Source organism: Massilia sp. CCM 8734 (genome assembly GCF_011682155.1).
Classification (GTDB): Bacteria; Pseudomonadota; Gammaproteobacteria; order Burkholderiales; family Burkholderiaceae_D; genus Telluria_A; species Telluria_A rubra.
Genome location: NZ_WHJI01000002.1, coordinates 1 through 25,365 on the forward strand (window position 1 = coordinate 1; position 25,365 = coordinate 25,365).

The following is a 25,365-nucleotide window of genomic DNA, read 5'->3' on the forward strand; positions in this document are numbered from 1 at the left end:
CGTCGGCTGCAAAAATACCTGGGACGGCCCATATTTCGCCGCTTTCTCGGCCAATAGCTCGCTATTGGCACTGCGAAATCGTCAAAATCTGGCCTCGCCCAGCTATTTTTTCGCTTCGACTCCCCAACTCCGACAGGCTGCTAGCGCTTGTTGCTCAGCATTTCATGCAGTTCGAGCCGGTTGTAGGCCGAACGCATCGCATCCTTGGTGCCGATCATCTTTTTAGCGACCAGCTGCGCCAGCACGTCGTTCAGGCTGCGCGACATATTGTCTTCCTTGCGTTTGAGGAAATCGGCGATCAGGTGCGTCTTGGACGGATCGCTGATCAACGGCGCAACCTGCTGGTTGTGGTTGAAGATCATCTCGCTGGCCAGCACGAAGCTCTGGCCGTCCTCGCTCGGCAGCAGGTTCTGGTAGATCACGCCGACCAGCGAGTTGGCCAGGGCGGCGGCGCGCTGCGCCTGCTGCTCGGCCGGAAAATAGCCGAGCAGCTTGCCGATCGCGCCCAGCGCGCTGTTGGTGTGCATGGTGGCCAGCACCAGGTGGCCCGATTCCCCCGCATGCAATACCGTGTCGGCGGTATCGAAGTCGCGGATCTCGCCCACCATCAGCACATCCGGCTTTTGCCGCATCGCCTCGCGCAGGCCGCTCGAGAAGCTGGCCGTGTCGGTCGGCACCTCCTTTTGCGAAATGATGGCCTGGTCGCGCCGCAGGTAGTATTCGATCGGTTCTTCGATGGTCACGATGTGGGCGCTGCGGGTGTGGTTGATGTGCTCGAGCAGCGCGGCCATGGTGGTGGTCTTGCCGGAACCGGTCGGGCCGGTCACCAGGATCACGCCCTTGGTCGCTTCCAGCATGGTGCGCACGTAGGCCGGCAGGCCGGTTTTCTCGATCGGCAGCGGCTCCATCGGCAGGCGCCGGATCGCGATGCCGATGGTGCGTCCGCCCGACATGCGGTACAGATTGCAGCGCAGGCGGCAGTTGGTGAGCATGAAGGACCGGTCGATGGCGGCGCTGAGGATCTTGTCTTCCCAATCCTCGTCGATGGCGGCCAGCAGCGGCTTCATGTCGGCCAGGGTCACCGCTTCGTCGCCCGCTGCGGTCCAGCCGCGCGGCGTCTTGATCATGATGCGCGCGTCCTGCTCGATATGGATGTCCGAGAACACCTCGCCCTGGTTGACCAGTGCAATCAGCTCGGACAGCAAATCGCGTTCCGCCAAAAATTCATCGCTCATATGTATCCCGGAAAATGGCGCCCCGGCGGCGCCGCTGCCTCTTGCCCTGTGGCGTATGCAAGTCAAATGATACTTGGCCCGGGCCGGCGATTTCTCAACAAATCTCAGCGGCGCGGCGGCAGCGAAAAAGTGCGGGGCGGCGGCGGAACCAATGGCCTGCGCGCAGCTACTCATGTTGGACCGCTGCGGCAGACGATGGCCAAGGCGGCACTTTCAATCAACCATTTAAGGAGAACATCATGTTTGGTATCGCTACAACGGCAGCCACTACGGCATCAGGTCTGGGAAACATCGCAGCAGGTATGGCGGCCAACGAGGTGCTGACCGCAGCCGAGATGGCGGCGGCGATCCAGAAGAAGGCGAACACCGCTGCGGTGAACGCCATCTGATGAGCGCATGGCCGCGCTCCGGCGTGCTGCGGCGCGCGGCTTTTTGCGCATCCCATCCTCAACAGACATACCACGACAGGAGGCAGCGATGACCTATCTGAACAACCGTAGCCAGCATTTGCCGGCACCGCCCCGCAGCGGCGCTGGCGAATGGTCCAGCGCCGCGGGCGGCGACGCCGACTTGATCCGCTGGGCGGCGGCGCAGGGCCAGGCCCTGTCCAAGCTGCAGATCTTCAGTACCATGGCCAAGCAGGTCAACGAGCAGCAGTAGTTGCGGCGCCGCCATCGGGCGGCGCTGTTTTCTCCCCGGCAGCGGCGCGTAACGGTCCCGCTGTCTGCGCTCGCTCCCGAGGTTCTCCCGCTCCCCCGCGTTCTCCCCCTTCTTTCATTCTCCCCTTCTTCCCTCTATGTCCGCGCATTTTCTGCGCTCGGAGCCCGGCGCAGCGCCGGGCCGGATCGACCCCTGCCACGCTGCTCTGCTACTGGAAACTAAACGAGCGACCTTCCTTCGACCCCTCTGATTGCATGATGGGGGGGCTCCGGGGACGTGGAGAAGTCGGACTCTGTGTGGCGGCGCCGCCAGCCCCGGTTCCACCGGCCGCACCTGCCCGACCCGCACGGCCTGGCATGAAATCGATGGTCATACAACACCCGAACGACAGGGAACGGCGCAACACTTTTGGACCACTGAAGCCGGCGCGGAAAATCAGTATGATCGAACACCTGGGGCGGATCGCGGCAGGCTCGTGCGCATTGTTTGATCTTGGCGATGCGCACCGGAACGCGTAGCATGCACTTACCCATTTTGCATTGCTCCGACCGCTTACTTTTCCTATAAGGTTCTATGCAGCAACACGACTATGTCCCACCAGAGCAGTTCGGTGGCTCGGCCGCTGCCGTCCTGCGCTGCCTGCGCGAGCTGGTCGAGCTGACGGGCCAGCAGAGCGCCGGCGGCCCACCGGTGCTGGAGCTGCAGTTCGACGAGATCGTCACGCTGACCTCGCTGGCGGCCGACGCCGCGCAGCCTTTCCTGTGCGTGTCGGTATACTTGCCGCGCCGTACGCTGGCGGCAGCGGCGGCCCCGCCATTGGCCAGCCCCGGCTATCCCGGCGGCGAATGGCTGTGGGACGCCAGCGAAGGGCGTTACATCATCCTGCACCACATCGGCATCGAGCAGCTGGCCGACGAGACCGGCCTGCTCGACGCGATCATGGACGCCAGGGACAAGGCCGGCGCCTGGCTGCTCTCGGTGTCATAGGCCGCTCCGGCCCGATCGGCAATGCGGCATTGGCGCGCGCCGATGGAACCCTGGCCGCCCGCGCGCCACTCATAGGTACTCCAACCGGAGTTGCAAACGACACTTTGAAAGGAATCACCATGCCAGTCCTCGCCCCTGTCCTGAGCGCCGCCTCCACCCTCGCCGCAATGGTGCCGCCACCGCCACCACCTGCGCCAAAACCTGACAGCGCCGCCATCGTCTAAGTACTTGACCGGAAAAAAATGAGTTTTGGCGAACAGAACCGGATGCGGTGCAAGGCGGCGAGTGCGCGGCAGTGCGAGCACTGCAAGCAGGAGCCAACGCAGCAACGCGCCGGTTCTGGCAGCCAAAAACACATCTATTTCCGGGCGAGTACTTAAGCGCGTCCCCGGTGCGGGGCTGCCGACGCGGTCCCGCACCCTGGTTGCCTGCGCAGCTTCCCCTGCCTCATTCCCACCTTACCCACCCTATCCGCACGGAGTCCCCATGGCCGAGCTGCGCCTTACCGACTGCGCCGATGTCGGTCTGATGTACGACATCGAACAAAGCCGCTACCCGAGCGCGCTGACCGCCATTGCCACGCGCGAGCGCACCGTTGCCCACTACATTGGGTGTCCCTCGGTCGGCTACGAGATCGATGGCGTGGCGGCCGGCGGCGCCGTGTTCGACGGCCGCGAACTGCACCTGGCGGTGCTGCCGCAATTCCACGGGCGCTGGGCGTGGCTGCTGAAACCCACCTTGGACTGGCTGTTCGCGCTATGCGATCCGGTGCGGGTGCGCATCGAGCACGATAACGCGCGCTGCATCCGCTTCATGGACAGCGGCGGCTGGGAGCGCGTCGCCGAAGACCGTCAATACATCACCTATCTGCTCAGCAGCACCACGCCGCACGTGTTCCGGCGCCGCCGCGCGCGCTAAGTAAGTGTGCAGAAATTATTGTGATTTATAGCGAACAGAAGCGGATGCCTTGCAAGGCGCACGCCGCGACGCAGTGCGAGCACTGCTAGCGGTGGGCAACGCAGCAAGGCGCCGCTTGTGGAAGCTAGAAATTGCAAGAATTTATGCGCACTTACTTAACCCCCTGCCGCTTCGCGCGGCAGGTTGCGGTACACCTTGAGCGCATACGCCAGCCGCTTCTTCGGATCGGCGGCATTGTAGGCCCCCACCGCATCCCACGAATTGCCGAGCCGGCGCATGTTCTGCGCCAGAATCCACGCACCGACGTGGATGCTGGTGCAGGCGTCATACAGCTGGCGCTCCTCCAGCCCATGGCGGCGCAATGCCGGCAGCCAGCTGCTGTTGATCTGCATCAGGCCGATATCGTAGGAACCGTTGGCGTTGGGCCGGCCGCGCGCCAGCGGATTGAGCCCGGATTCGGTGCGCGCGATGGCGTACAGCAGGCTGGCGTTGACGCCATGGCGCTCGGCGGCATCCTGCCAGCAGGCGCCGGCGCGCCCGCACAACAGTGCCAGCGCCAGTGCGCATGCCGCCCTCATCGCGTCAGCGAGCCATTCATGTAGCGCCACACGGCATTGTCCGGGTCGGTGCCGGTGCAGATCAGCGGCAACGGCGGCGAGTCCGAATCGAGCACAATGGTGCCGATGATATTGACGCGCACCGGCGGGTTGGCGCCTTCCAGCCACTTGTTGCATCCCCACCCCGGCCCATAGTGGCTGCCGATCGAATAGGTCGCCGCCCAGATGTAGTCGTCGGCGGTGATGGTGTACGCGTGCACGTGGTCGTACACGTCCAGGTCGCCCTTGATCTCGCCGTTCCTGGCGGCGACGAGGTCGCGCCCGGCCTTGATGTCGGCGCCGGCCGTCAGGCTGCCCGCGATCGCCAGGTTGCCGTCCTGGTCGGCCGCCAGCGGCCGCCATGCCCCGCTGGCCTGGTGGTAGCTGAAGGCCAGGCCGAGCGTAGCGACCAGGCGGACGTCGCCATCCTTGCTGTCCGCCTGCAGCGCCAGGTCGGCGTAGCCGGCCACCGGTTCCTTCCAGGACGAGGTGGCAGCGACCCTGGTCCAGCGGTTCTCGCCGCTGCAGTGCATCAGGTTGCGCGCGGCGTCGACCGCGATGGCGGCGCCGCCGCACGGCGCGTCGAGCGTGACCAGCGCCGCCGCGCCCATCCCGATCGGCGCGTTCATCTGGTTCAGCTCGGGCATTCCCGGCACCTTGTTGCGGTACAAAAAATCGGCCGATTGGCCGGCGCCGTCGAATAGCAGGGCCGACACCAGGCTGCCGCCGCCGGCCGCCGTGCCGCTGCAACTGGCGCCGATGAAGCTGGCCAGGGTTGGCGCGGTGGTCGCGTCGAGCGCCCAGGCGCCGGCCGCGCTGCGGGCCCGCCCCGGCTCGCGGCTGCTGATGAAGCCCGCGCCGGCGCTGGCGGCGGCGAAGGCCAGCACCCGGTCCGGGATCGGCGCGCCTTCGTTCACCAGCAGCGCATCGAGCACGATGGTGCCTGGGGCCGCCGCCGACTTGACGCGCGGGCGCACCAGCAAGCAGGCGCTCTGGCCGTAGGGGTTGGTCGCGGCCATCCCGGGCGGCAGCATGCCGGCCGCGCGCAGCATGTCCGGCGTGACGACCAGGGTCTGACCGACCTTGGCCGGCTGCGCCAGCGCGCCGTACTGGTCGGCCAGGTAGGTGCTGGCGGCCGCCGTCATGGCCGACTGGTATTGCGCGCTGCGCTGCGCCTTGGCGTCTTCGAGGCCGGTGTCGATCATCGACGCCAGGCCCGCCACCAGCATCGCGGCGATCAGGAGCGCGCCGAGAATCTCGATCATGGCAATGCCGTGCTGTTTGTAGTGCATGCTTGTCCTCAGTTGGCGGCGGCCAGCCACACCGGCCCGCCGTCCGGAATCGCCAGCGCCGGCGTGGCGATGGAACTCGGCGCGGCGCCGAGCGCCGGCCGGAAAAAGCCGTCGCTGAAGCGCCCGACCATGTGCGAGCGCTGCGAGAGCGCCAGCAATTCGGCGGTCAGCCCCGGTTGCGGCGCCAGCGCATACACCAAAATGGTGCCGTCGGCGAGGCGGTAGTTGGCAAAGCCGGCCCGGTTCACGGGGGCGGCCTGGAACTGCTCCGGATGGACGGTAAAGTACCCCACCACCGTCTGGCGGTACTGGGCCATCGCGCTGGCCTGGCCGCGCTGCGCGGTGCGCGCCGCCAGTACCCCGGGGTCGCCCTGGCCGGCGCAATACCAGGTGGTGAGCGCCAGCAGCACGGCGACGATCATGGCGTTGAACATGGCTAGCGCTGCGCCAGCGGATGGGCCGCGCTGGAGGCGATCAGCGCCGCCATCTGCTGCCGTGCGATGCCCGCCAGCAGATCGTACTGGCCGTTGCGCACATGGCTGCGCGCCGACGGAGCGTCTTTCAGCAGCAGCATGTCGGCCTTGAGCGTCGTCTTGACGCTGGTACCGAGCTGCTGGCACAGCACCCCGGCCACGCCCTCGGCCATCAGCGCGCGCGCGTGCTCGGCGCCGAGGCGTTCGGCCGCCAGCGATTCAAGCTTGCCGATGGCCTGGGTCGCGCTGTCGGCGCGCATGGTGCTGATCAGGAGGTAGCCGTCGATACTGGCGCGCAGCGCGGCCACGGCGGCTTCCTGGTCGCGGATCTCGTCGAGCAGGATAATGTGCGCGCCGCTCCCCAGCACCCGCCGCAGCGCTTCGGCGCAGCTGGAATCGGCGCCGGTGCCGGTCTGGTAGCAGACGCCGTCGCCGTAGCTGCCTTCGAGCGGCAGTTCGATCAGCGCTTCGCCGGTAACGGCCACGCCGCCATGCGCCGCCAGCCGTTCCTTGACCATGGCGCAGGCGGTGCTGGTCTTGCCCGACTTGGCCGGGCCGGCCACCAGGAACAGGCCGGACAGGCCGCGCGCCAGCAGCGCCGGGATGAACGCATTCGGCATCCCGAGTTCGGCCAGCGAGCGGATGGCCGCGGCGATGCGGCGCAGCACGAACACCTGGCCGCCGGCCGTCAGCATGGTCGTCATGTGGTAATCGACGCCGTCGTGCGCCACCTTGCAGCGCGCCGGCGCGCGCGGCCCGGCCAGCGCCGCCTTGCAGACATCGATCAGCAGATCGAGGTCGCCGCGCAGCGCGGCGCTCGCACGCAGCGGATTGGCACTGGCGCCGGGGACGTCGCAAAAGCGGTCCTCCAGGGTCGGATGGCCAAGGTAAAGGTCGGAAAACACCAGTTGGCGGACTGCGGTAGCGTCGAGCATACGAAGGTCAATCGGGTCGGGTTCAGTTGGAGGTGAAGGTCAGCGCGTTGCCGGCGGCAGCGGTCACGCTGCAGGCGGTGGCGGCGGCGGCCGGCGTGATCGGGAAAGTCGTGATCGAGGCCGTGCCCGGCGCGGCGATCGACTGCCAGCCGCTGGCCGCCACCAGGGTGGCCAGGCAGACGTCCTGCGGCAGGGCCGGGTAGGCGATGGTAAAGCTGCCGGTGGTGCCCGTGACGACCACGTTGCCGCCCCAGACGTTGGTCGCTTTGCCGTCGGCCGCGACCGACAGCGTGCCCGGAAAGGCGCCGGCGGTTTTCAGCGTGCCATTGAGCGCACCGGTGCCGTAGCCCTGCCCCATGTACAGCTTGCGCACGGCGGTGCGGATGGCGGTGACTTCCTCGCCGGCCTGGTTCGATTGGGCGCTGCTGAACGCGCCGGTCAGCAGCGACACCGCGCCCAGGATGACGATGGCGGCAATCCCGAGGTAGGCGATGGCTTCGAGCAGCGAGGCGCCGGCTTGGCGGCGTGGGTAGCGGGCTTGTTTCATGGTGTTCTCCAGTCGGTGGGCAAGTGAAAAAAAACTACAGGTTAAGAAATGAGGTAGTGGGTTCAGCGCATGCTGCGCGTCATGCTGGCGATCTCCTGCTGGATGCCGAAAAAGCCGGTCACCAGCCAGGCGATGACCACGGCCAGCGCAATCACGGAAAAGCCGTTGAGCACCTTCATCTGGGCGCTCACCGTTTCCACGCCATCGGCCATCCATTCGTCGGCCAGGATCTTGAGCGCGTCGGCAAAGCCCTTGTATTCGGCATACACGCACAGGTCGTCGACCACCTCGGGCGACGGAAAGCCGTAGCCGGCGTTGCGCAGCGCTTCGCCGCAATTGAGGCCGGACTTGACCCCCAGCAGCGCGCCATCGAGCCGTTCGCGCAGCCACGGCGGGGCTTGGCCCGAAAGGCGCTGGAGCGATTTTTCGACCGTGATTCCGGCGAACTGCAAGGCCGAAAACGCCATCAGGAAGCCACTGCCGACCTGCAGCCGGTAAATCGAATAGGGGGCGTAGCGGTCCAGCACCACGCGCAGGTTGCCGCGCCAGCGCGGCATGGACACGGCAATCGCCACCAGCACCACCAGCAGCGCGCCGACGATCGGCAGCATCCACTGCTGCACCAGCTGCGACATGACATACAGCGAGCGCGCCGACCCGCGCCATTTTTCCGGGTCGACCATGCGCGCGAACTGCGGCACCACGGTCACCCCGAACACATACAGATAGGCCAGCACCATCGCCAGGATCGCCAGCGGATAGGACAGCCCGCCGACGATCACGCGCTTGATTTCCTTTTGCGACCTGACCACGCCAGCCAGCACCTGCAAGGTCACTTCCAGGCGCCCGGACTGCTCGCCGGCCAGGATGATCATGCGTTCGGTGCTCGGGACCCACCATTCCAGCCCATCGCCCAGGAAGCGCCCGTTCTGCACCGTGCGGCGGCAGTCGGCCAGCACGATGGCGAGCGGTTCGTTCGGCTTGCGTCCCTGGGCGGAGGCGCGCTCCCACAGCTCGTCGAGGATTTTCAGCAGCGGCACGCCATTGCCCAGCATCGCCGCGATCTTGCGGTACACACGCAGGCGCACGGCCTCGCCGAACTGGGTACGCGCCCACCAGCGCTGCAGGTCAACCTGCATGCAGCGCCTCCACCACGTTCAGGTGGCGCTCGGCGCGCGTTGTGTCGATTACCAGGTGCCCTACCACTTTTTCGGCCATGCGCGGATCGACCAGGCCGGCCGCCACCTTGGCCAGCGCGTGTTCGAGCAGGGTCTGGCCGCCCAGTTCGCGCCGCCAGTAGTCCAGTGCCTGCCCCTTGGCGCCGCTGCGGACCAGATCGAAAAAGCGCGCGTCCGGCGTGATGACTTCGGCCACCACGGTGCGCCCCGCCGTACCCTGCTCGCGGCACTCGGGGCAGCCCGGTCCCGCCACGCACACCTGGTCGAAGGCGGCGCCGCAGGCCTGGCGCACGCGCGCCAGCAGCGGCGCGGCCAGCACTTCGGGCGCATCGCCCAGCCTCACCTTGCAATGGGGGCACAGCAGCTTGACCAGGCGCTGGCTGATCAAGCCGGTCACCACCAAGTGGTCGGCCACCATGTTCATCGGCAGCCCCAGGTCGAGCAGGCGGTCGACGATCGCGATGGCGCTGTTGGCGTGCACCGTGGTCCAGACCTGGTGCCCGGTCATCGAGGCCCGCAGCGCGCTCTGGGCCGAGGCCTCGTCGCGCATTTCGCCGATCATGATGGTGTCCGGATCGAGCCGCATGGCGTTGCTGATCGCCGCCGAGAACAGGCGCGAACGCTCTTCCTCGCTGCCGGCATTGGTGACCGAGGTCTGCACCGCGCCGTCGATCGGATACTCGACAGGGTCTTCCACAGTCAGCACGTGCAGCTTGTTGCCGGCTTCCTGGAGGGCGCCGCTCAGCACCCGCTGCAGGGTGGTCGACTTGCCCGAGCCGGTCGGGCCGCTGATGATGTTCATCCCGGTCGGCTGCTCCTTGAGGCGCTGCATCTGGCACGCGTGCAGCTCGGAAAAGCCGAGCGGACGCAGGTCGACCGTGTCCCCGGCGTCGTTGTACAGGAGCCGCAGCACCATCAGCGTGCCTTCGCTGGTGGGCGCGGTGGCGATGCGCACGCCGTACAGCTGCGGCGGCAGCTTGTCGCGGTCGGCGATGCTGGCATCCTGGCGTTCGGTCGGCTTGTATGAGCTGTCCGACACCGACGTCATGGCGCCGTACAGGGTAGCCAGCAGGCGCTCGCCGTATTCCGAGGTCTGGCTGCCGACCCGCAGCAGGTCGTTATGGACGCGGAAATAGGTCTCGGTGCTGCAGCGGCGCACGCGGATGTGGATGTCCGAGGCGCGTTCGCGGCAGGCGCGGTTAAGCAACTCCTTGGCCGTCACCTGCATCATCGAGTGCTCGTGGCGGCGCCCGCCCTGCTCGCCCGCGCCATTGTTGTACAGGGCGGCGATGGTTTCGATGTCGACCACCTCAACGGTGCACTGGCGCGCCATCTTCTGCAGGCGCGCGCGGTACGACAGCACGTGCGGATTCGATTCCTGGCCCTGGGCGATCAGCAGGCGCCCGTCCGACAGCAGGCAAAGCAGCTTGCGCTCCTCGGCGCTGCCCTCGAAGTCGCCGGCGCTGCTCAGTACCTGCGGCGCGCCACCGCTGCGCGCTGCCGGCGGCGCGGCCTTGGCCGGCGTCGCGCCGCGCAAGCTGGCAAAGGGCATCATCGCTCGCTCCCGGTGGCGCCGGGGAACAGCGGCGGCAGGGCGACTGCCGCGCGCGCCGGCGCAGGCGAAAGCGAAGGTGCAAACGCGGGCACGGGAGCCGATGCGGGAGCCGATACGGCCGCGTTGCCGGCCAGCGGCAGGCGCACGCGCTTTTTGCGCGCCGTTTCGACGATCACGCCATTCGACTCCACGCTCAGCACGCGCAGGCCGCCGGCCAGCATATCGCCGGCGCGCACCTCGACCACGGCGCCGCTGTCGAAGCGCAAGGTCGCATACTGGTGCTGGCCGATCCCTTCGAGCGACTGCACCACCGGGCTGGCCGCCGGCGCCGGGCTGCCCAGGCGCGCCGCCTCGTCCTGGCGTCCGGCGATCTCGTTCTGGCGCTGCGCGATCGCCGCCCGCACCGCCAGCTGGCGCTCGCGCGCTTTGAGCACCAGGGTCTCGGACTCGATGCGGGTGAGCGTGTCGGAGGCGCTGGCGGCGGCCGGCACCGGAACGGCGGCAGCGGCGGTGGCGGCAGACGGACCGGCCGCCACCGCCGCCAGGAACAACAGGCTCAGGCTATTTCGCATAAATGACTCCTTCTAAAGACCAGATGCCGGCGCGGTAGCGCATTCTTTCGATGCGGATGCCCGGCATGTCGAGCATCGCGGCCACTTCCAGCGGCGACACGGCGACCGGGCCGATCGCATATGTATACGTGTGCCAATCGGGGGGCATGGTTCCATCCGGTTTGCTTCCCGCCGGCGGCGCTGGCGGCGGTGGCCGCAGGGCCAGGTGCAGGCCCAGGTTCATCAGCTGCAGGCGCGACTGGATGCCCGCCACCAGCTGCTGGCGCGGCAGCAGCACATCGTCGGCGCCGGGCGCCGGCGCGAACGGGCGCGCCAGGGTCGCGGTGTCGCCGCCGATGTCGACCTGGGCGTCCGGCACCTGGGCCAGCAGCAGGTCGATTGTCGATTCCTGGCGCATCCAGGTGAAGCGCTGCTCCGGTGCGCCGCAGCTGTATTCGGACAAGGCCCAGCCGCCGGGCGTGAGCTGCCCCAGCCCCGCCATGCAGGCACGCGCCACGCTGCTCGGGGCCGCGCTGTTGATCCATGGATGCGGGGCCGGCATCAGCGCCGCCTTGGGAGGCGCCAAGCCTGCGCGCGCGGCCAGCGCAGCGTCGGCGGCGGCGCGCTGCGCCTGCTGGCGCGCCTGGTACTGGCGCCATCCCAACGCGGCGCCGAGCACCAGCAAGGCGCACACCGCCACACCCGCCGCCAGCAGGCGCGGCGCGATGCGCGGCGTGGTCGGGCGCAGCAGCCACGATTTGCTGACCTTGATGCGCCCGTCCCCCGCATCGCCCAGCACTTCCTCGATGCTGCGCTCGCGAAAATTGTGAAAGCCGTAGTGTTCCAGCTCGGCGTCGCCGATGACCAGGTTCCAGCCACCGAGGCCATAGTCGCCGTGCAGGCGTTCGAACACTTCCTCGCGCGTGCCGGCGAAGTCGCCGTTGGGCAGGAAGTTCGCGTCGCGCACGGCGAAGTAGGCCCAGTGGCCGTCCGGCAGGCGGAACGCCGCCAGCCAGTTGTGCACCGGCTGGTTTTCGCCATCGTAGTGGGCGCCGTCGCGCGCCAGCCGGCTGGCCACCGCGGCCGCCAGCGAATACAGGGCCTGGCGCGGACCGGCGCCGCTGTGCGCGAAGCCCGCCTGCGCGGTCGAATACTCGCGCCGCAGCACGGCCAGGTCGCAATCGATCTTGCGCGCCAGGTCGGCCGCCTCGCGCGCCAGTTCGCGCGGGCGCGACAGCGATTGCCAGAACAGCCCGCAGACGAACTTGTGGCGCCCCAGCTGGATGACGGGATTACTCATCGCGCGCGCCTCAACTGCCGGCCATGGTGGTCGGCGTGACCAGGATCACGATCACTTCCTTGTTGGCCTTGCGCGCCAGTGCGCCGCCCAGCAGGAAGTTGGACGGATGGCCCACGCCCTGGCGGTCGATGTCGTCGTCGGTCTGCTCGAAACCGCTGATGATCAGGGTCTCGTTCGACTTCATCGCCACCCGCTGCAGGAAGTTGCGAGTGTCGAGTTCGGGCGACTCGATGCTGGTGTTGGTGCTGCTGCCGGCGTTGCCGCTGTTGACGCGGCGGATCTGGCGCAGGGCCGAGATATCGGTCGAGAACTGCAGCATCACCGTGCCATCGTCGAGCAGGTGCGGCAGGATGCTCATGTTAAAGCCCGAGGTGACCACACCGGGCGTGAGCGAGGTGGTCGACCCGGCCAGCGGCGAGACGGTGGTTTCCGACGACTTGAGGTAGCTGGTCTGCTTGGCCACCTGCACCGGGACCGGCTGGTTGTTCAGGGTGACCACGCTGGCACTGGTCTGGCGCCGCACCTTGCCCTGCTGCGACAGCGCCTGGATCATCAGCGAACTGCCCGCGAACTTGCTGTTCGAGGAGGCCAGCACGCCGGCTGAAAATGCAGCCGGGCTGCTGCCGGGCGTGCCGGCGATGGTGTTGCGGATGCCGTAGGTGTTGAGCAGGTTGCTGTATACAAGGTGCCAGTTGATGCCATATTCGTCGGCGTCGCTGAGCGTGACCGACAGCACCGTCACATTGATCGCGATCTGGCGCGCCATGGCCCGGTTTTCGCTTTCGACAAAAGCGGCGATGCGTTCCAGGGCGTCGGGCGTATCGACCACGGTGATGCTGCCGGTGGCCGGCGATGCCACCACCTGCCCGTATGCGGAGAGCATGACGCCGATCGATTTTTGCAGGTTCGAGTAGACCGACAGCTGCGAGCTGACGGCGGTGTTCTGGTTATTGCTGGCGCTGACGCCGTTGTTGCCACTGCCGCTGCCGCCACCGCTGCCGCCGCCAGATACGCCGCCGCTGGAGGTCGCGCCGCTGCTGACGGTGGCGCTGAAGGTGGCGTCGCCCGGCAGCGCGTTGACCTGGAACGAACGCGCTTCGGTATGGAAGAACTGGATGGTGCCGTTGGCGTACTTCCAGTAGACGCCGTAGCGCGCGGCCACGGTGTCGAGGAAGTTCTGGAAGCTGCCGTTGCGGTAGGAGATGTGCACCGGCTCGGCCTTCGGAATGGCGCTTTTTGCCGGCGCGGGGTTCAGCGGCGGCACGATCGGGTTGACCGTGCCCACGCCCGCCGTGCCGGCGATGGCAGCGGCGGTCGACGGCGCCGGCGCACCGCTGGCCACCGCCAGCGCGCCGGGACTGACCTTGGTCGGAATCCCCGAGCGCATGGTGATCCGTTCGGCCAGTTCCGCCAGCGACGAGACGGTGCGGTCGAAATTGGCCGGCTCGCGGAACACCGGCGGCAGCACCGGCGCGCTGGCCACCTTGATCGCCTTGTGGCCGAGCCAGATGCCTTCGGCATGCACCACGGCGGGTGCCGGCAGCGGCCTGGCCGTGCCGACCTGGCGCGCCATGCCGGCGATCTTGTCGCCCGGGTCGCCGAAGGTGCGCGGGTCGCGCTGTGCGATGTCGGAGCACGCCGCCAGGCTGGCGCACAGGGCGATCAGGACCGGCTTGGTCATCGGGCTTGCCTTCATGATTGCGCTCCCTTGGCGACGATGCGGATGACACGGTTACTCTTGTAGAAAATCGCCTGCAGCGGCGTTTCGGCGCCCGCCATGCTGTGCGCGACCGCTTCTATCGCCTGTTCGAAACTGCCGCCGACGCTGGTGTCGCGTTCGACCGCGTAGTCGACCGGCGCTTCCCACACCAGCTGCCAGCCTTCGCTGGAGGCCCAGCGTGCCAGCGCCGTCTTGAGGGTCTGGTCGGCGGCCTTGAGCTGCCAGGCCGGCGGAGGCGGAGGCGGTGCCGGAGGTGGAGGCGGTACCGGCGGCGGTGGCGCCGACGTCATCGCCATCTGGGCCGGCGGCGTGCCCGGCGCTGGCGCCATCATCGCCAGCACTGACGGCGGCGGGCGCACGGCGGGCGCCTCTTCCACGCAGTCGGCGTCGTCGATCCAGTAGCCGTAGGACGGCACCAGCAAGGGCTGCGGAAGCGGCGCCGGCGCAGCGGCGGCAGCGAGCGGCAGGCCGGCGCACGCCCACAACAGCAGGCCGGCACGGGGAGGAGAAAACAGGGACTTGAGCATAAGCGGCATCAATCAGAAGCATCCGATGAAAAAATTGAACCCGAAAAAATGAACCCGGCCTCGCCAACGTGAAAGCGCAGCTTGCGCGCCTCCAGTGACGATGAGTGTCGCCGGGATCGAAGCGGTTCCATAATTCTGAAAATATTCTTTCGAATGTGGCAGACAGGCCGCCGTTATTGGCTCCACGCAAAAATTCCTTGCAGCGCAATGGGATTTGCTGATACAACTGCGGTCGCACCATTTACCACTACATCAAGGCTTTTTCCGGGGATCGACAGCATGCTGAATAATTCCGAGAACATCGGCTGCTACGTGCGTAGCGACAGCCTGTTCGCCAGGCTGCAGGCTTTGCTGCAGCAGTCCGGTTTCGGCTGCGAACCCTTTGCGACGGAGAACAGTCTCTCGCGCATGCTGAGCCGGCGCGGCTTCGCGCTGCTGATGATCGACATCGGCAACCACCGCGACGACAGCGAGGATTTCGTCTCCTGGCTTAACTGCCGCACCGGCAACAGCACGCCGGTGATCGCCCTGTCGCAGGGCACGCCCGAGATGGCGGCGCTGGCGCTCAACGCCGGCGCCGACGACTTCATCGGCGCGCATTTCGAGGCGGTGGAGGCGATCGCGCGGATCCGGGCCGTGATCCGGCGCCATCACCCGAACAGCATGCGCCGCACCATCGCCCTGGGCAAATTCACGCTCGACCGCGAGGCGGCCAGCGCCGCCTACGATGGCGTGGCGGTCGAATTGACGCCGCGCGAGTTCACCATGGCCTGGCTGTTCTTTTCGTCGCCGGGGGTGTTCATCTCGCGCGGAACCATCGGCGCGTCGATCTGGAGCGCCGACAGCGACGTGGCGGGACGCACCATCGAGCAGCACGTCTACAAGCTGCGCAAGAAGCTCCAGTTCGGGCCGGAGCGGCGCGTCATCATCCGCACCTCGTACAGCCAGGGCTACCGGCTCGAATACACGCCGGAACCCTGACGCTCACTCCAGCCGTTCGAGCTCGCGCCGCAGCGCGGCCACGTCGCCGCGCCGCCGCCCGATGTGCGCCGGTGCGCCGCCTGCGGCAAGCAGCTGCGCCAGTTCCGCCTCCGCCGTTTGCAGTTCGGTGCCGATGATGTGGCGCCGGCCGCGATCGAGTTCCTGCTGGCGCGCCGGGTCTATGCGCGGAAAATCGGCCGGCCCGAGTGTCGCCCTGCCCACCGCCGCGACGGCCATGGCGGGCGCGCGGGCGGCAGCCGGGCGGCGGCGCGGCGGATCGAGCCGCAGCGCCAGTTCGCGCGCGCCCGGCTGGGCGGGCCGGTAGTTGGTGTAGCTGGCAATGTGCGTCTCGGGATCGACGTACTTGAACAGCGCCGCCTGCGCCGCCGGCACGGCGCCGGCCAGCAGCAGGCAGCCCAGGCAGGGCAGGCGCAACACGGCGCCGCTCAGCGCCATGGCGGCACCTGCCGTCTGCATAGCACCGAACGCGGCTTTTTCGGCCACATGACATCGGCCAGCGCGCTACGGCGCAGCGGTGACGCAACTGCGGCGACCGTGGGTGCGGCTGCTGCCGGCGCGGCAGCCGGCGCTGCAAGCGCCGGCGCCGGCGCCGGCGTCTCGACGCTGCGCGCCTGCTGCCGCTGTTCGGCCGCCGCCAGCCGTCGCGCCGCCTTGTTGGCCTTCGACTGTTCGGCCGCCAGCATGCCCGCGCTGCTCATGATGCGCGGCGTGATCAGGAACAGGCGCTCGCGCGTGTTGTGGGTTTCGCTGGCACTGCGGAACAAGCCGCCGAGCAGCGGCACGTCGCCCAGCACGGGCACCTTCTGGTTCTGGCGCGACACCGACTCGGCGTGGTAGCCGCCGATCATCAAGGTCTGCTGGGCGTCGACGATCGCCTGGCTGCTGATGGTGGAACGGGTCACGCTGCTCCTGCCGCCATCCTTGCCGGTGTTTTTGTCCATGGCGCCGTCTTCGATATCGATCTCCAGGCGCACCCGCAGCGACGCGCCCTCCTGCACGATGCGCGGCACCACCCGCAGCATGGTGCCGACAGTGATGTCGGCCAGGTCGGCTACCCGTTCGCCGACCAGCGGCACATAGGCGGTCTGGCTCAGGTCCAGCACCGCCGCCACGTTGTCGAGCGTGAGCACGGTCGGCTTGGCCAGCACGCGGGCGTCGCCGCTGCCTTCCATGGCTTTGAGGCGCGCGTAGAAGCGGCCGGCGTTGTTAATCAAGAGGGTGGAACCAGGCAAGGGCAGCTCGATGCCCTGCGACTCGGCGCCGCCGGCGTTGATGGTGGCGCTGGTGCTGCCGCTGCGCACGCCCCACTCCACTCCCAGTTCGCTCAGTTTGCTGCGGTCGATATCGACGATCAGCGCCTCGATCTCGACCTGGCGCGGTTCCACGTCCAGCTGCGCGATCAGGGACTGGTAGGTGGCACGCCTTGCCACATCGTCGTAGATGATGATGGCGTTGAGCGAGGGATCGGCGTCGATGCGCACCCGCTCCGCACGCGTGGCGCTGGCCGCGCGGGCACCGCGTTTATCCTCTGGCGCCTCGGCGGGCGTGTCGCCGCCCTTGCCGACCGGTCCGCGGCGCGACGGCTTGCTGCTGGCGACATCGAATTCGCCGGGCGACGGCGCGCCGGACCTGGGCGCCGGGTCGCTGTCGAGCAGGCGGGCCAGGATGCTTTTGATGCCGGGCACCAGCTCCTTCTGGCCGCGTGTGGTGATGGTGCGGTCGGCGGCGCTGGCGTACTTGAGCCGGAACACCATCACCTGCCTGCCGCTGGCGGGAGTCTCGTCCGCTTTGCGGTCGGGCAGCAGCAGCGAGCGCACCAGGTCGACATAGACGCGCGGGCCGCTGACGATGATCACGCCCTCGTCCGGCAGTTCGCCCCAGCCGAAGCGGGCGTCGAACAGGCCCACGCCGGTGAGGGCGGCCTTGGCGTCCTGCACCGCGTCTTCGCCGATCTGCAGGCGTACCGAGATCTGCTCGCCGCGCGGGACTATATAGACAGTCTCGTTGTAGACGAACCAGCGAAAGCCGGCGCTGGCGGCCAGGCGGTCGAGGAACTCGGTGCCGCTGGCGGCCTTGATCCGGGTCGGCGCCAGCAGCGCGTCGGGCACTCGGCTGTCGACCTGGACCCCGTAGGCCGTGCCGAACTGCTCCAGCACGCGCGCCAGGCGCAAGCCCCTGGCATCGACGGCGAAACCGGTCTCGTTCCAGCTGGCGGGAGCCACGGCGGCGGCCGGTGCCGCCTGCGCCAGGCACGCTGCCAGCAGGACGCCACGCGCCACCCGTGTAGCATTTAATGCAAGGCGCATCATGGCCGCGCTCCGCCGAGCATCTGGCGCATGCGCTGTTCGTGGCGCGCGGCGCCGCCGGCGGCCAGGCGCGGCTTCGCGGACGGCGGGGCCAGCGCGGCGCGCCAGGCGGCCAGCTGGTCGAGCAGTTGTTCCAGCGCGGGCGCCGCGTCGCGCCAGCCGGCGCAGGAAGGCAGCCAGCAGCTCAGGACCAGGCCGTCGCCAGACAAGCCCAGGCCGGCGTCGAACGCGAGCGCACCGGCGAAGCCGTGACGCAGGGCCGCCTGCACCTGCTCGCCGCTGGGATCGGGCCACAGGCAGGCCGACAGTTCCGCGCCGCCCTCGCCCGGGCGCAGCCAGACCGATTCGCCGTCGATGGCGACACGTGCCCCGAGCGGCTGGGCGCGCAGCCAGCGGGCCAGTTGATCGTGATCGTCCATGGTCTATTTGGCCTCGCTGAGGACGGTCTTGAGCGGCTTTTCGTGCAGCTTCGCTTGCGACTCCATGGCGCGCCGCGTCACCGAACGCTGCTCGAGCATGCGCAGGAAGCTGTCCGGGTCGGGCTTCTCGCCGGCCGCCTCGGCAGCCAGAAAATCGCGCATGCGCAGGTCGCTGTCGTCGAAGCGGGTTTCGAGGCGCCGCAGCGCCCGGGTAATCGGATTGTTATCGTGGGACATGCTGTTTCTTCCTCATGGCGGATGATGAACGGTAGCGGCGACAGCCCGGCAATGCTGGTGAGTGGCAGCGCGCTCCGATTTAGTTCGCCCGAAACGGAAATATATTTCCCGATGGCGCCAGCGGAACCTTCGTGGCGGCGGCAACACCTATCGGTGCAGTTCGAACATTTCCCGCTCAACCCTATTCATGAGAGAACGACAATGACCATTTCCAACCAGATGACGCTGTCTGCTGGCAGCAACAACAACGTCCAGCTCAGCATCACCTATGACAAGGACCTCGACGTGACGACCGAGACGCTGATCCAGGACGGCAACAGCATCGGTTTTTACCAGCAAAAAGGCAACAACGTGATTGGCGCGGCGCAGGAGGCACTGGCGACCGAGGACATGATCAGCTCACAGTATTCCGACCCCGGTAGCGCAGAGAAGGGTCGTGAACGGGGACTGTACGCGGCCTTTATGAAATGGGCCGGCATGGCGCCGGCCGCTAAACAGGCCGACCCTAAACCAGCCGATACCAAACCAGCGGACACCAAACCAGCGGATACCAAGCCAGCCGATACCAAACCAGCGGACACCAAGCCAGCTGACACCAAACCAGCCGATACCAAACCAGCTGCCCCCAAACCAGTCGACACCAAGCCAGCTGATACCAAACCAGCCGACACCAAACCAGCTGCCCCCAAACCGGCAGCGAAGCATATCCCTTACACACCACCAGAACCCGCAACCGACAAGGACACAGAGCACTATGCCGGCTTGAAATACAAAGAAGAAATAAAAGATTGCAAGAAAGATAATGGAAGCCGCGGCTACAATCCCGAGATAACGAGTGCCGCCGGCATCCCGGTCAAGGATTTCCAGGGCGGAAGTTACGGCTTTGTCGAGGGCACGAACAATACCGTCATCCGGGTCGGCAACAAAATCATCAGCGCCCACGAAAATGAGGCAGGTTTCAAAGCCACCATGATGAGCAAGCACACCTGGGACGTGGCCAACGACTCCAGCACATGGAAGCTCGATGACAAACAGGCCGACAAGTGGGGGCCGGTGGGCGGCAAGCGCGTCGACAATGACAAGGCAGTCGCCAAACCGGGTGCGAACGACAACGGCGACGGCAACTACAGTATATACCGCGACAATAAAGTGCCAGTTGTTCACCGCGCCTTCTCTACGCCGGAGATGGAAGACGCCGGCGTCGTCGCCTACGAAACCAAGGATGGGTATCGCAAGATCATCCTCAAGGATATCAGTCCGGATGCCTACGCGGCCGTGCTGGCAGGCGCAACAAAACCCTCGGGCAAGTAAACGGTCGGCGCGTCCGGCAGCGCTCGGGCGCGCCTCCCCATCCTCCACCCAATGCGAGTACAGACATGCAGATCTCGAATATTGTCAACGGCAACATGGCTGCTTCCGGCGCCGATGCGGCAGGCGGCGCCGGCAAGGACGCGCTGCACCTCAGTCCCGTCAGCGACGCCGAATTCCGCGACATCATGGCGCGCCACGCCGACCACGGCGGTGGCGCCGTACCCGCGACAGCCGCCGCCGTCCCGGGCGCCGGCCAGGGCTCGCTCGGCGAACGCGTGATGCAGCGCGCCAGCGCCCTGTCGGGCGAGCTGCAGAAGGACCAGCAATTGATCTCGCGCAACCTCGAGCAGGCGGCCCGCTCGGGCGACTCGATGCAGCTGATGAAAGCCACGCTGGCCCTGAGCGACTACCAGACCCGGGTGCAGTTCGTGTCCAAGGCCGCCGCCAAGGCCGCCTCGGCGCTCGACCAGCTGACCAAGCTGCAATGAGCAAGCCGCCCCCGAAGCGCCTGCTGGCGCCGCTCCTGGCGGTGGCCCTGTGCGCGCTGCTGGCCGGCTGCGGCAACCGCGCCAATCTGCAGGTCGGCCTGAACGATGCCGACGCCAACGAAATCGTCACCCTGCTCAGCCGCTACGGAATCGAGGCGCACAAGGCCCCCACCAAGGAGGGCGTGACCCTGACCGTCGACGCCGCCGACATCGCGCGCGCCACCACCGCCATGCAGGCGGCCGGCCTGCCGCGCCGTGCGCTGTCCGACCTGGGCCAGGTATTCAAGAAGGACAGCATGATTTCGACCCCGCTGGAAGAGCGCGCGCGCTACATCCATGCGCTGTCGGCCGAACTCGAATCGACCTTGCAGCAATTCGACAACGTGATCGCGGCGCGCGTGCACGTGGTCCTGCCCGAGCGGATTGCGCCGGGCGAGCCGATCCAGCCATCCTCGGCTGCCGTGCTGGTCAAATACCACGGCACCGTCGACGAAGATACGCTGCTGCCGCGCATCCGCCAGCTGGTAGCGTCCAGCATCCCCGGCCTGTCGGGCGAAGGCGGGCGCGCCAAGGTGTCGGTGGTGATGACGGCAAGCAGGTACACCGCGCCGGTCATCGAATGGACCAATGTCGGGCCGTTCCGGGTGCAGGCCGGGTCGGCCATGGCACTCGGGCTGACCCTGCTCGGCATGTCGCTCCTGTGCGCCGTGATGCTGGTCGGCATGCTGTTCGCGCTGTGCCGCTACCATCCCGGCCTGGCGGCGTGGTTCAGGAGCCACTTCGGCAAGCCGCCGGCCTTCAGCGCCGATGGCGCCCCCGCGCGGGAATAGGGCGTGACTCCCGCCACTTCCCTGCCCGATGCCTTCCTGGACTGGTGGTTCGCGCCGTGGGACGCAGCCGCGCAGCCGTCCCCGCACGCCCCCATGGCGGGCGTGCTCGCGCTGCGCGACGGCTACCGCGTATGGTGCGCGCACGCGCAGCTGGCGCCGCAACTGCCGCCCAGTTTCGATCCCGCCTGGGCCGAGGCAAGCGGCACCGATGGCTCCGCGCTCGGCCCCACCGCGCAGCTGTACGGCGGCCTGCTGGCGGCGCGCGCGCAGGATACGGCGGCGCTGGCCACCCTGTCCGCCGCCGAACGCGACTGGTGCCTGCGCCTGGCCGCCACCCAGCCGCTGCACAGCCATGGCGGCGACGCCTATCTGCCCAGCGACAGCCTCGCACTGCGCGGCCTGTGCGAACTGGCCTGCCATCTGCAGGCGGGCTTTCCCGGCCTGTGGCCGCGCCTGCGCGGCGGCATCGACGCCGCCAGCGGCGCGCGCATCGCCACCCTGCTCGCTGCCATGCCGCACGCCTTGGATGGCGCCGCCGCCACGCGCGCGCGGCGCTGCTGGCTGCGCTGCCGCGCGCGCGCCATGCAAGGCGCATGAGGCGCATACAGCGCCGGCCGATTTTCCAAGTTTGAAAGGCACTCCCATGAACGACTTCTGTGTCGCCACGATCTGCACCGATTCCCTGCTGCGCGCCGAGCATGGCGTATGGCGCGCCCAGGCGCTGGCGTTGACCCATGACGCCGGCGCCGCCGCCGCGCATATTCTCGACCAGGCGCGCGTCGAGGCCGAACAACTGCAACTGCGCGCCAGCGCCGACGCGCGCGAGGCGGTGGCCGAGGCCGAACGCGGTGCGCTGGAACGCGGCGCCGTGCTGCTGCGCCAGCTCGAACAGTGCCATGCGCAACTGCTGGACGGCGCGCAGGCGCTGGCCGTCGACCTGGCGCTGGCCCTGTTCGAGCGCGCGCTGGCCGGGACCACGCCGCGAGAACGGCTGGAGGCGAGCTGCCGCCTCCTGCTGCGGGAGGCCCCGCGCACCCTGGCGCAGCCGCTGCTGTACCTGCATCCCGACGACAGCGAGCTGGCCCCGCCCGGCGCGGCGTGGGAGCTGCGCAGCGACGCCACCCTGGCGCGCGGCGCCTGCCGCCTGGAAGCGGGCGGCGGCGAATGGCGCGCCGACTTCGCGGCCGGCGCCAGCGCGCTCAGGACCGCCTTCGAGCAAGCAGCCGCGCAGGCGCACGACTGAATCGTCACCGACCTCCCACTTCCCATTCCCCACTCGCTGGAGTCAGCATGGCCACAACAGGCAACATCACATCCACCACGCGCGCAAGCCACGTCGCACCCACCGAACCGCAGCAAACGAATGAGGCATCCCGGCCGGCGCCCGCGCCCGCCACGCGCGATGCGGGGCCGCCGCGGGCAGCCATGCAAGCGCGCGGCACGCGCCTCTCAAGCCGGCTGCATGCCCAAATCAAAGGCTGCGTATCCGGCTGGGTCGAGAAGCATATCAGCGCGGTGCAGCAGCGACAGGCGCAGTGGCTGCTGGATCAGATCGAGCAGCACCACGCGCCCGCTACCACCGGCCAGCAGGGGCTGCACCACACGCCCGATATCGCCGGCCAGCATGCACTGCACCGCGCGATTGCCCGCTTCCTCGGATCGCTGCCGAACCCCGCCCGTGCGCAGATCGACGAGCATCGCAGCGGCACGGGCCAGCCTGTGGCAAGCATCGAACAGCAACTGCACGAACTGGCAGCGCTCGAAAAGGAACACGCAGACGCCGTCGCCAGCCACGCCGACATGGACAGCCCGGCGGCCAAGCACAGGGCCAGTGAAATCGAGAAGCGCATGGCCGCCCTGGAAGAGATCACGACATTGTTGAAAACGATCGCCGAACTGCACAATCGCGCCAACCAGATCGCCGTCGCCGCCATCTGAGGCGCCGGCGCAACAACGCAAAAGCGGCCCGCAGGCTAATGCCGTTAAGTTAAGCGGATTGTTTGCCACTAAGCTAAAAACCGTCATTCCCGCGCAGGCGGGAATCCAAGGCACCGTCGCTCAGCTAAGATGCCTTAGATTCCCGCCTGCGCGGGAATGACGGACCTTAAGTTAACGCCATTAGCCCGCAGGCCGCTTCTTTTCGTTCCTCCGTCGCAGGCCGGGCTTACAGTTCGATCATGCCGACCGGCTGCACCCGGCTGTGCTGGGTCAGTTCGGCGAAGGCGAACACGGGCACCGAGAAGAACTCTTCCTCGATCAGGTTGCGCACGGCGCGCCGGATGTCGGCCGCCGTCACCAGCACCGGCGGGGCGGCCGGCGTGCCGCCGGTGCCGGCCAACTGTCCCAGGCGGTCGAGGATGCCCTGCTCCAGTTCGGGATCGAGTTCCAGGTAGGCGCCCTGGCTGGTCTGGCGCAGCGCGGCACGCAGCTGGTCTTCCAGTTCGGGCGAGAGCAGGACCACTTCGATCAGGCCGTCGCGCGCCACCTCGTGGCACAGCTGGCGCTTGAAGGCCAGCCGCACATAGTCGGCGATGACGTCCGGATCGCGCTCCTTGGGCGCCCATTCGAGGGTGGTTTCCAGCAGCAGGCGCGCATTGCGCAGCGAAATGCCCTCGCGCGCCAGGCGCTGGATTACCTCCGTCAGGCGCGGCAAGGTCACGCTCCTGGCCAGTTCCTTGCCCAGTTCCGGGAAGCGGCGGTCGGCCCAGGCGGTGAAGCGCTGCACCTCGTGCACCCCGATGAACATCTGGCAGTTGCGCAGCATCTCGACCTGGACGTCGGCCGCGAACACCTGTTCCCAGGCCAGGTAGGTGACCCCGGCCTCGCGCAGGCCATCCTCGCCGGCCAGTTCGACCCAGACGCGGCGCCGGCGGGTGCCGGCCAGGCCATCTTCCTGCGCGGTAAAACCGAGTTCCTCCAGGCGCTCGGCCGATTCGGTGCTGGCGCCCCAGCCACTGCGCATCTCGACGTCGATCAGGGGAATCTCAGCCATCAGGAAATGAATGCGTCCGGGCGGCACGCTGGCCTGGAATTCGAAATCGATCGGCTGCAGGTCCGGAATACCCTTCTGGTCCAGCACATTGTTGCGCATGATGCGCACCGCGCGGATCACGCTCTCGGCCGCCGCCGTGCCCGCCAGCGCGGCGGGCATGCGCACCGCGAACGGCCGGGTGGCGGTAAACGTGGTCAGGTCGACGATGCCGGCGTTCTGGCGCTCCGCCTCGGCGCTCTGGCGCGCGCTGGCGGCCAGCGCGCGTGGCTTGAGCAGGCCGGCCGCGCCGCCGCCGCCGAGCAGCAGGGCCAGGATCAGGAACACCGCCGTCGGCATGCCGGGAATCAGGCCGAACAGCAGCATGATGGCGGCCGCCGTGAGCAAGGCGCGCGGCTCGCCGAACAGCTGCCTGGCGATGTCCTGGCCGATATTGCTCGCCTCCTCGCCCGGCTTCTCGTCGCCGGCCGGCACGCGGGTGGTGATCATGCCGGCCGCCAGCGAAATGAGCAGCGCCGGGATCTGCGCGATCAGGGCGTCGCCGATCGACAGGATGGCGTACAGGCGCACCGCGTCGCCGGCCGCCAGGTTGTGCTGCAACATGCCGATGGCGATGCCGCCCACCAGGTTGACCACCACGATGAAGATGCCGGCGATCGAATCGCCCTTGACGAACTTCATGGCGCCGTCCATGGCGCCGTGCAGCTGGCTTTCCTGGCCCAGCAGCGCGCGCTTCTTCTTGGCCTCGTCGGCAGTCAAGAGGCCCGAACGCAGGTCGCTGTCGATCGACATCTGCTTGCCCGGCATGGCATCGAGGGAAAAGCGCGCCGATACTTCGGAGACGCGCTCGGAGCCCTTGGTGATGACGAGGAACTGCACCACGGTCAGGATCAGGAAAATCACCAGGCCCACCACCAGGTTGCCGCCCACAACAAAATTGCCGAAGGTCTCGACGATGTGGCCGGCATTGCCTTCGAGCAGGATCAGGCGCGTGGTGGCGACTTCCAGCGCCAGGCGGAACAAGGTGGTCAGCAGCAGCACGGTGGGAAAGGTGGAGAACGCGGTCGGGCCGGCCATGTACATCGACACCACCACCATCAGGCCGGCGGCGCACAGGTTGATCGCGATCAGGATGTCGAGCAGCCAGACCGGCATCGGCAGTACCAGCATGAAGACGATGGCAATGACCAGCCCGGCGGCGCCCAGTTCGGCGCGCTTTGCCATGCGGGCGGCGAGCGTATTGACGGCCATGACAATATTGTTCAGCATGCGGGTTTCCTTGCGCGGTGAAGAAAGTGGAACGGACGGA

The 25,365-nt window shown here is 67.8% G+C and carries 28 protein-coding genes; 11 read left to right on the forward strand and 17 right to left on the reverse strand.

All coding sequences use genetic code 11. The features are described 5' to 3' along the window. Positions 1-140: 140 nt before the first annotated feature. A complete protein-coding gene (locus F2P46_RS01890; protein WP_166884741.1) occupies positions 141-1,235 on the reverse strand; it encodes a type IV pilus twitching motility protein PilT in 1,095 nt (364 codons plus the stop codon). A 239-nt stretch (positions 1,236-1,474) separates the two neighbouring features. Between F2P46_RS01890 and F2P46_RS01895 the strand changes: the two genes are divergently transcribed. From F2P46_RS01895 to F2P46_RS01910, 4 genes are all read left to right on the forward strand, one after another. Next, positions 1,475-1,624, forward strand: a complete 150-nt coding sequence (locus F2P46_RS01895) for a hypothetical protein (protein ID WP_166878673.1) — start codon at positions 1,475-1,477, stop codon at positions 1,622-1,624. A gap of 88 nt (positions 1,625-1,712) precedes the next feature. Continuing rightward, positions 1,713-1,895, forward strand: a complete 183-nt coding sequence (locus F2P46_RS01900; protein ID WP_166878676.1) for a hypothetical protein — start codon at positions 1,713-1,715, stop codon at positions 1,893-1,895. 573 nt (positions 1,896-2,468) lie between these two features. Beyond that, complete coding sequence (locus F2P46_RS01905; RefSeq protein WP_166884743.1) at positions 2,469-2,882, forward strand: hypothetical protein; 414 nt, start codon at positions 2,469-2,471, stop codon at positions 2,880-2,882. Positions 2,883-3,368: 486 nt separating this feature from the next. Next, positions 3,369-3,800, forward strand: a complete 432-nt coding sequence (locus F2P46_RS01910) for a GNAT family N-acetyltransferase (RefSeq protein ID WP_166884745.1) — start codon at positions 3,369-3,371, stop codon at positions 3,798-3,800. Positions 3,801-3,955: 155 nt separating this feature from the next. Here F2P46_RS01910 and F2P46_RS01915 read toward each other — a convergent pair whose 3' ends face one another. From F2P46_RS01915 to F2P46_RS37395, 11 genes are all read right to left on the reverse strand, one after another. Continuing rightward, positions 3,956-4,378, reverse strand: a complete 423-nt coding sequence (locus F2P46_RS01915; RefSeq protein ID WP_166884747.1) for a lytic transglycosylase domain-containing protein — start codon at positions 4,376-4,378, stop codon at positions 3,956-3,958. Further along, positions 4,375-5,688 carry a shufflon system plasmid conjugative transfer pilus tip adhesin PilV gene (gene pilV / locus F2P46_RS01920; RefSeq protein WP_166884749.1) on the reverse strand — a complete coding sequence of 438 codons (1,314 nt, stop codon included), beginning with the start codon at positions 5,686-5,688 and terminating at the stop codon, positions 4,375-4,377. The genes F2P46_RS01915 and pilV overlap by 4 nt, the downstream gene beginning before the upstream one ends. A gap of 8 nt (positions 5,689-5,696) precedes the next feature. After that, entirely contained in the window at positions 5,697-6,122 is a 426-nt protein-coding gene (locus F2P46_RS01925) for a hypothetical protein (RefSeq protein ID WP_166884751.1), read from the reverse strand. A gap of 2 nt (positions 6,123-6,124) precedes the next feature. Continuing rightward, positions 6,125-7,096, reverse strand: a complete 972-nt coding sequence (locus F2P46_RS01930) for an ATPase, T2SS/T4P/T4SS family (RefSeq protein ID WP_166884752.1) — start codon at positions 7,094-7,096, stop codon at positions 6,125-6,127. A 22-nt stretch (positions 7,097-7,118) separates the two neighbouring features. Further along, a complete protein-coding gene (locus F2P46_RS01935) occupies positions 7,119-7,643 on the reverse strand; it encodes a type 4 pilus major pilin (protein WP_166884754.1) in 525 nt (174 codons plus the stop codon). Between the two features lie 62 nt (positions 7,644-7,705). Continuing rightward, on the reverse strand, positions 7,706-8,782 hold the full coding sequence (locus F2P46_RS01940; protein WP_166884756.1) for a type II secretion system F family protein: 1,077 nt from the start codon (positions 8,780-8,782) through the stop codon (positions 7,706-7,708). Next, positions 8,772-10,376 (reverse strand): GspE/PulE family protein, encoded by a 1,605-nt coding sequence (locus tag F2P46_RS01945; RefSeq protein ID WP_166884758.1) that lies wholly within the window; start codon positions 10,374-10,376, stop codon positions 8,772-8,774. Before F2P46_RS01945 ends, F2P46_RS01940 begins: the two co-directional genes overlap by 11 nt. Next, positions 10,373-10,948 (reverse strand): type IV pilus biogenesis protein PilP, encoded by a 576-nt coding sequence (gene pilP / locus F2P46_RS01950; protein ID WP_166884760.1) that lies wholly within the window; start codon positions 10,946-10,948, stop codon positions 10,373-10,375. Before pilP ends, F2P46_RS01945 begins: the two co-directional genes overlap by 4 nt. Beyond that, positions 10,938-12,227, reverse strand: a complete 1,290-nt coding sequence (pilO2, locus tag F2P46_RS01955) for a type 4b pilus protein PilO2 (protein ID WP_166884761.1) — start codon at positions 12,225-12,227, stop codon at positions 10,938-10,940. Before pilO2 ends, pilP begins: the two co-directional genes overlap by 11 nt. A gap of 10 nt (positions 12,228-12,237) precedes the next feature. Further along, entirely contained in the window at positions 12,238-13,923 is a 1,686-nt protein-coding gene (locus tag F2P46_RS01960; RefSeq protein WP_166884762.1) for a PilN family type IVB pilus formation outer membrane protein, read from the reverse strand. Then, complete coding sequence (locus F2P46_RS37395) at positions 13,920-14,474, reverse strand: toxin co-regulated pilus biosynthesis Q family protein (RefSeq protein ID WP_229508968.1); 555 nt, start codon at positions 14,472-14,474, stop codon at positions 13,920-13,922. Before F2P46_RS37395 ends, F2P46_RS01960 begins: the two co-directional genes overlap by 4 nt. Positions 14,475-14,753: 279 nt before the next feature. Here F2P46_RS37395 and F2P46_RS01970 point away from each other — a divergent pair, with 279 nt between their 5' ends. Further along, positions 14,754-15,455: a response regulator transcription factor gene (locus F2P46_RS01970; protein WP_166884763.1), complete on the forward strand. Its 702-nt coding sequence runs from the start codon at positions 14,754-14,756 to the stop codon at positions 15,453-15,455. Between the two features lie 3 nt (positions 15,456-15,458). Here the strand turns inward: F2P46_RS01970 and F2P46_RS01975 are convergent, their stop codons facing one another. From F2P46_RS01975 to F2P46_RS01990, 4 genes are read right to left on the reverse strand one after another with little or no spacing between them, the layout of a single operon-like run. Next, positions 15,459-15,911, reverse strand: a complete 453-nt coding sequence (locus F2P46_RS01975) for a hypothetical protein (protein ID WP_166884764.1) — start codon at positions 15,909-15,911, stop codon at positions 15,459-15,461. Beyond that, positions 15,902-17,785, reverse strand: a complete 1,884-nt coding sequence (gene sctC, locus F2P46_RS01980; RefSeq protein WP_229508970.1) for a type III secretion system outer membrane ring subunit SctC — start codon at positions 17,783-17,785, stop codon at positions 15,902-15,904. Before sctC ends, F2P46_RS01975 begins: the two co-directional genes overlap by 10 nt. Beyond that, positions 17,782-18,201: a hypothetical protein gene (locus F2P46_RS01985; protein ID WP_166884765.1), complete on the reverse strand. Its 420-nt coding sequence runs from the start codon at positions 18,199-18,201 to the stop codon at positions 17,782-17,784. The genes sctC and F2P46_RS01985 overlap by 4 nt, the downstream gene beginning before the upstream one ends. A gap of 3 nt (positions 18,202-18,204) precedes the next feature. Further along, positions 18,205-18,438 carry a hypothetical protein gene (locus F2P46_RS01990; protein ID WP_166878733.1) on the reverse strand — a complete coding sequence of 78 codons (234 nt, stop codon included), beginning with the start codon at positions 18,436-18,438 and terminating at the stop codon, positions 18,205-18,207. Positions 18,439-18,639: 201 nt separating this feature from the next. Here F2P46_RS01990 and F2P46_RS37400 point away from each other — a divergent pair, with 201 nt between their 5' ends. The 6 genes from F2P46_RS37400 (at position 18,640) to F2P46_RS02025 (ending at position 23,005) form a co-directional block, all read left to right on the forward strand. Continuing rightward, the gene (locus F2P46_RS37400) at positions 18,640-19,749 is read left to right on the forward strand and encodes a hypothetical protein (RefSeq protein ID WP_229508972.1); all 1,110 of its coding nucleotides are present in this window, start codon (positions 18,640-18,642) and stop codon (positions 19,747-19,749) included. A 65-nt stretch (positions 19,750-19,814) separates the two neighbouring features. Next, positions 19,815-20,237 (forward strand): EscI/YscI/HrpB family type III secretion system inner rod protein, encoded by a 423-nt coding sequence (locus tag F2P46_RS02005; RefSeq protein ID WP_229508974.1) that lies wholly within the window; start codon positions 19,815-19,817, stop codon positions 20,235-20,237. Beyond that, positions 20,234-21,067 (forward strand): type III secretion system inner membrane ring lipoprotein SctJ, encoded by an 834-nt coding sequence (gene sctJ, locus F2P46_RS02010; RefSeq protein ID WP_166884768.1) that lies wholly within the window; start codon positions 20,234-20,236, stop codon positions 21,065-21,067. Before F2P46_RS02005 ends, sctJ begins: the two co-directional genes overlap by 4 nt. A gap of 3 nt (positions 21,068-21,070) precedes the next feature. After that, complete coding sequence (locus F2P46_RS02015; RefSeq protein ID WP_166884769.1) at positions 21,071-21,664, forward strand: hypothetical protein; 594 nt, start codon at positions 21,071-21,073, stop codon at positions 21,662-21,664. Between the two features lie 46 nt (positions 21,665-21,710). Next, complete coding sequence (locus F2P46_RS02020) at positions 21,711-22,310, forward strand: FliH/SctL family protein (RefSeq protein ID WP_166884770.1); 600 nt, start codon at positions 21,711-21,713, stop codon at positions 22,308-22,310. Positions 22,311-22,357: 47 nt separating this feature from the next. Further along, positions 22,358-23,005 (forward strand): hypothetical protein, encoded by a 648-nt coding sequence (locus F2P46_RS02025; RefSeq protein WP_166884771.1) that lies wholly within the window; start codon positions 22,358-22,360, stop codon positions 23,003-23,005. Positions 23,006-23,231: 226 nt separating this feature from the next. On the opposite strand, the gene sctV is transcribed toward F2P46_RS02025, so the two are convergent. After that, a complete protein-coding gene (sctV, locus tag F2P46_RS02030) occupies positions 23,232-25,325 on the reverse strand; it encodes a type III secretion system export apparatus subunit SctV (protein WP_166884772.1) in 2,094 nt (697 codons plus the stop codon). Positions 25,326-25,365: the final 40 nt, after the last annotated feature.

Coding starts and splice junctions, on each gene's coding strand:
- F2P46_RS01890 (WP_166884741.1), bottom strand. CDS start 1,235: ATGAGCGATGAATTTTTGGCGGAACGCGATTTGCTGTCCGAGCTGATT.
- F2P46_RS01895 (WP_166878673.1), top strand. CDS start 1,475: ATGTTTGGTATCGCTACAACGGCAGCCACTACGGCATCAGGTCTGGGA.
- F2P46_RS01900 (WP_166878676.1), top strand. CDS start 1,713: ATGACCTATCTGAACAACCGTAGCCAGCATTTGCCGGCACCGCCCCGC.
- F2P46_RS01905 (WP_166884743.1), top strand. CDS start 2,469: ATGCAGCAACACGACTATGTCCCACCAGAGCAGTTCGGTGGCTCGGCC.
- F2P46_RS01910 (WP_166884745.1), top strand. CDS start 3,369: ATGGCCGAGCTGCGCCTTACCGACTGCGCCGATGTCGGTCTGATGTAC.
- F2P46_RS01915 (WP_166884747.1), bottom strand. CDS start 4,378: ATGAGGGCGGCATGCGCACTGGCGCTGGCACTGTTGTGCGGGCGCGCC.
- pilV (WP_166884749.1), bottom strand. CDS start 5,688: ATGCACTACAAACAGCACGGCATTGCCATGATCGAGATTCTCGGCGCG.
- F2P46_RS01925 (WP_166884751.1), bottom strand. CDS start 6,122: ATGTTCAACGCCATGATCGTCGCCGTGCTGCTGGCGCTCACCACCTGG.
- F2P46_RS01930 (WP_166884752.1), bottom strand. CDS start 7,096: ATGCTCGACGCTACCGCAGTCCGCCAACTGGTGTTTTCCGACCTTTAC.
- F2P46_RS01935 (WP_166884754.1), bottom strand. CDS start 7,643: ATGAAACAAGCCCGCTACCCACGCCGCCAAGCCGGCGCCTCGCTGCTC.
- F2P46_RS01940 (WP_166884756.1), bottom strand. CDS start 8,782: ATGCAGGTTGACCTGCAGCGCTGGTGGGCGCGTACCCAGTTCGGCGAG.
- F2P46_RS01945 (WP_166884758.1), bottom strand. CDS start 10,376: ATGATGCCCTTTGCCAGCTTGCGCGGCGCGACGCCGGCCAAGGCCGCG.
- pilP (WP_166884760.1), bottom strand. CDS start 10,948: ATGCGAAATAGCCTGAGCCTGTTGTTCCTGGCGGCGGTGGCGGCCGGT.
- pilO2 (WP_166884761.1), bottom strand. CDS start 12,227: ATGAGTAATCCCGTCATCCAGCTGGGGCGCCACAAGTTCGTCTGCGGG.
- F2P46_RS01960 (WP_166884762.1), bottom strand. CDS start 13,923: ATGAAGGCAAGCCCGATGACCAAGCCGGTCCTGATCGCCCTGTGCGCC.
- F2P46_RS37395 (WP_229508968.1), bottom strand. CDS start 14,474: ATGCTCAAGTCCCTGTTTTCTCCTCCCCGTGCCGGCCTGCTGTTGTGG.
- F2P46_RS01970 (WP_166884763.1), top strand. CDS start 14,754: ATGCTGAATAATTCCGAGAACATCGGCTGCTACGTGCGTAGCGACAGC.
- F2P46_RS01975 (WP_166884764.1), bottom strand. CDS start 15,911: ATGGCGCTGAGCGGCGCCGTGTTGCGCCTGCCCTGCCTGGGCTGCCTG.
- sctC (WP_229508970.1), bottom strand. CDS start 17,785: ATGATGCGCCTTGCATTAAATGCTACACGGGTGGCGCGTGGCGTCCTG.
- F2P46_RS01985 (WP_166884765.1), bottom strand. CDS start 18,201: ATGGACGATCACGATCAACTGGCCCGCTGGCTGCGCGCCCAGCCGCTC.
- F2P46_RS01990 (WP_166878733.1), bottom strand. CDS start 18,438: ATGTCCCACGATAACAATCCGATTACCCGGGCGCTGCGGCGCCTCGAA.
- F2P46_RS37400 (WP_229508972.1), top strand. CDS start 18,640: ATGACCATTTCCAACCAGATGACGCTGTCTGCTGGCAGCAACAACAAC.
- F2P46_RS02005 (WP_229508974.1), top strand. CDS start 19,815: ATGCAGATCTCGAATATTGTCAACGGCAACATGGCTGCTTCCGGCGCC.
- sctJ (WP_166884768.1), top strand. CDS start 20,234: ATGAGCAAGCCGCCCCCGAAGCGCCTGCTGGCGCCGCTCCTGGCGGTG.
- F2P46_RS02020 (WP_166884770.1), top strand. CDS start 21,711: ATGAACGACTTCTGTGTCGCCACGATCTGCACCGATTCCCTGCTGCGC.
- F2P46_RS02025 (WP_166884771.1), top strand. CDS start 22,358: ATGGCCACAACAGGCAACATCACATCCACCACGCGCGCAAGCCACGTC.
- sctV (WP_166884772.1), bottom strand. CDS start 25,325: ATGCTGAACAATATTGTCATGGCCGTCAATACGCTCGCCGCCCGCATG.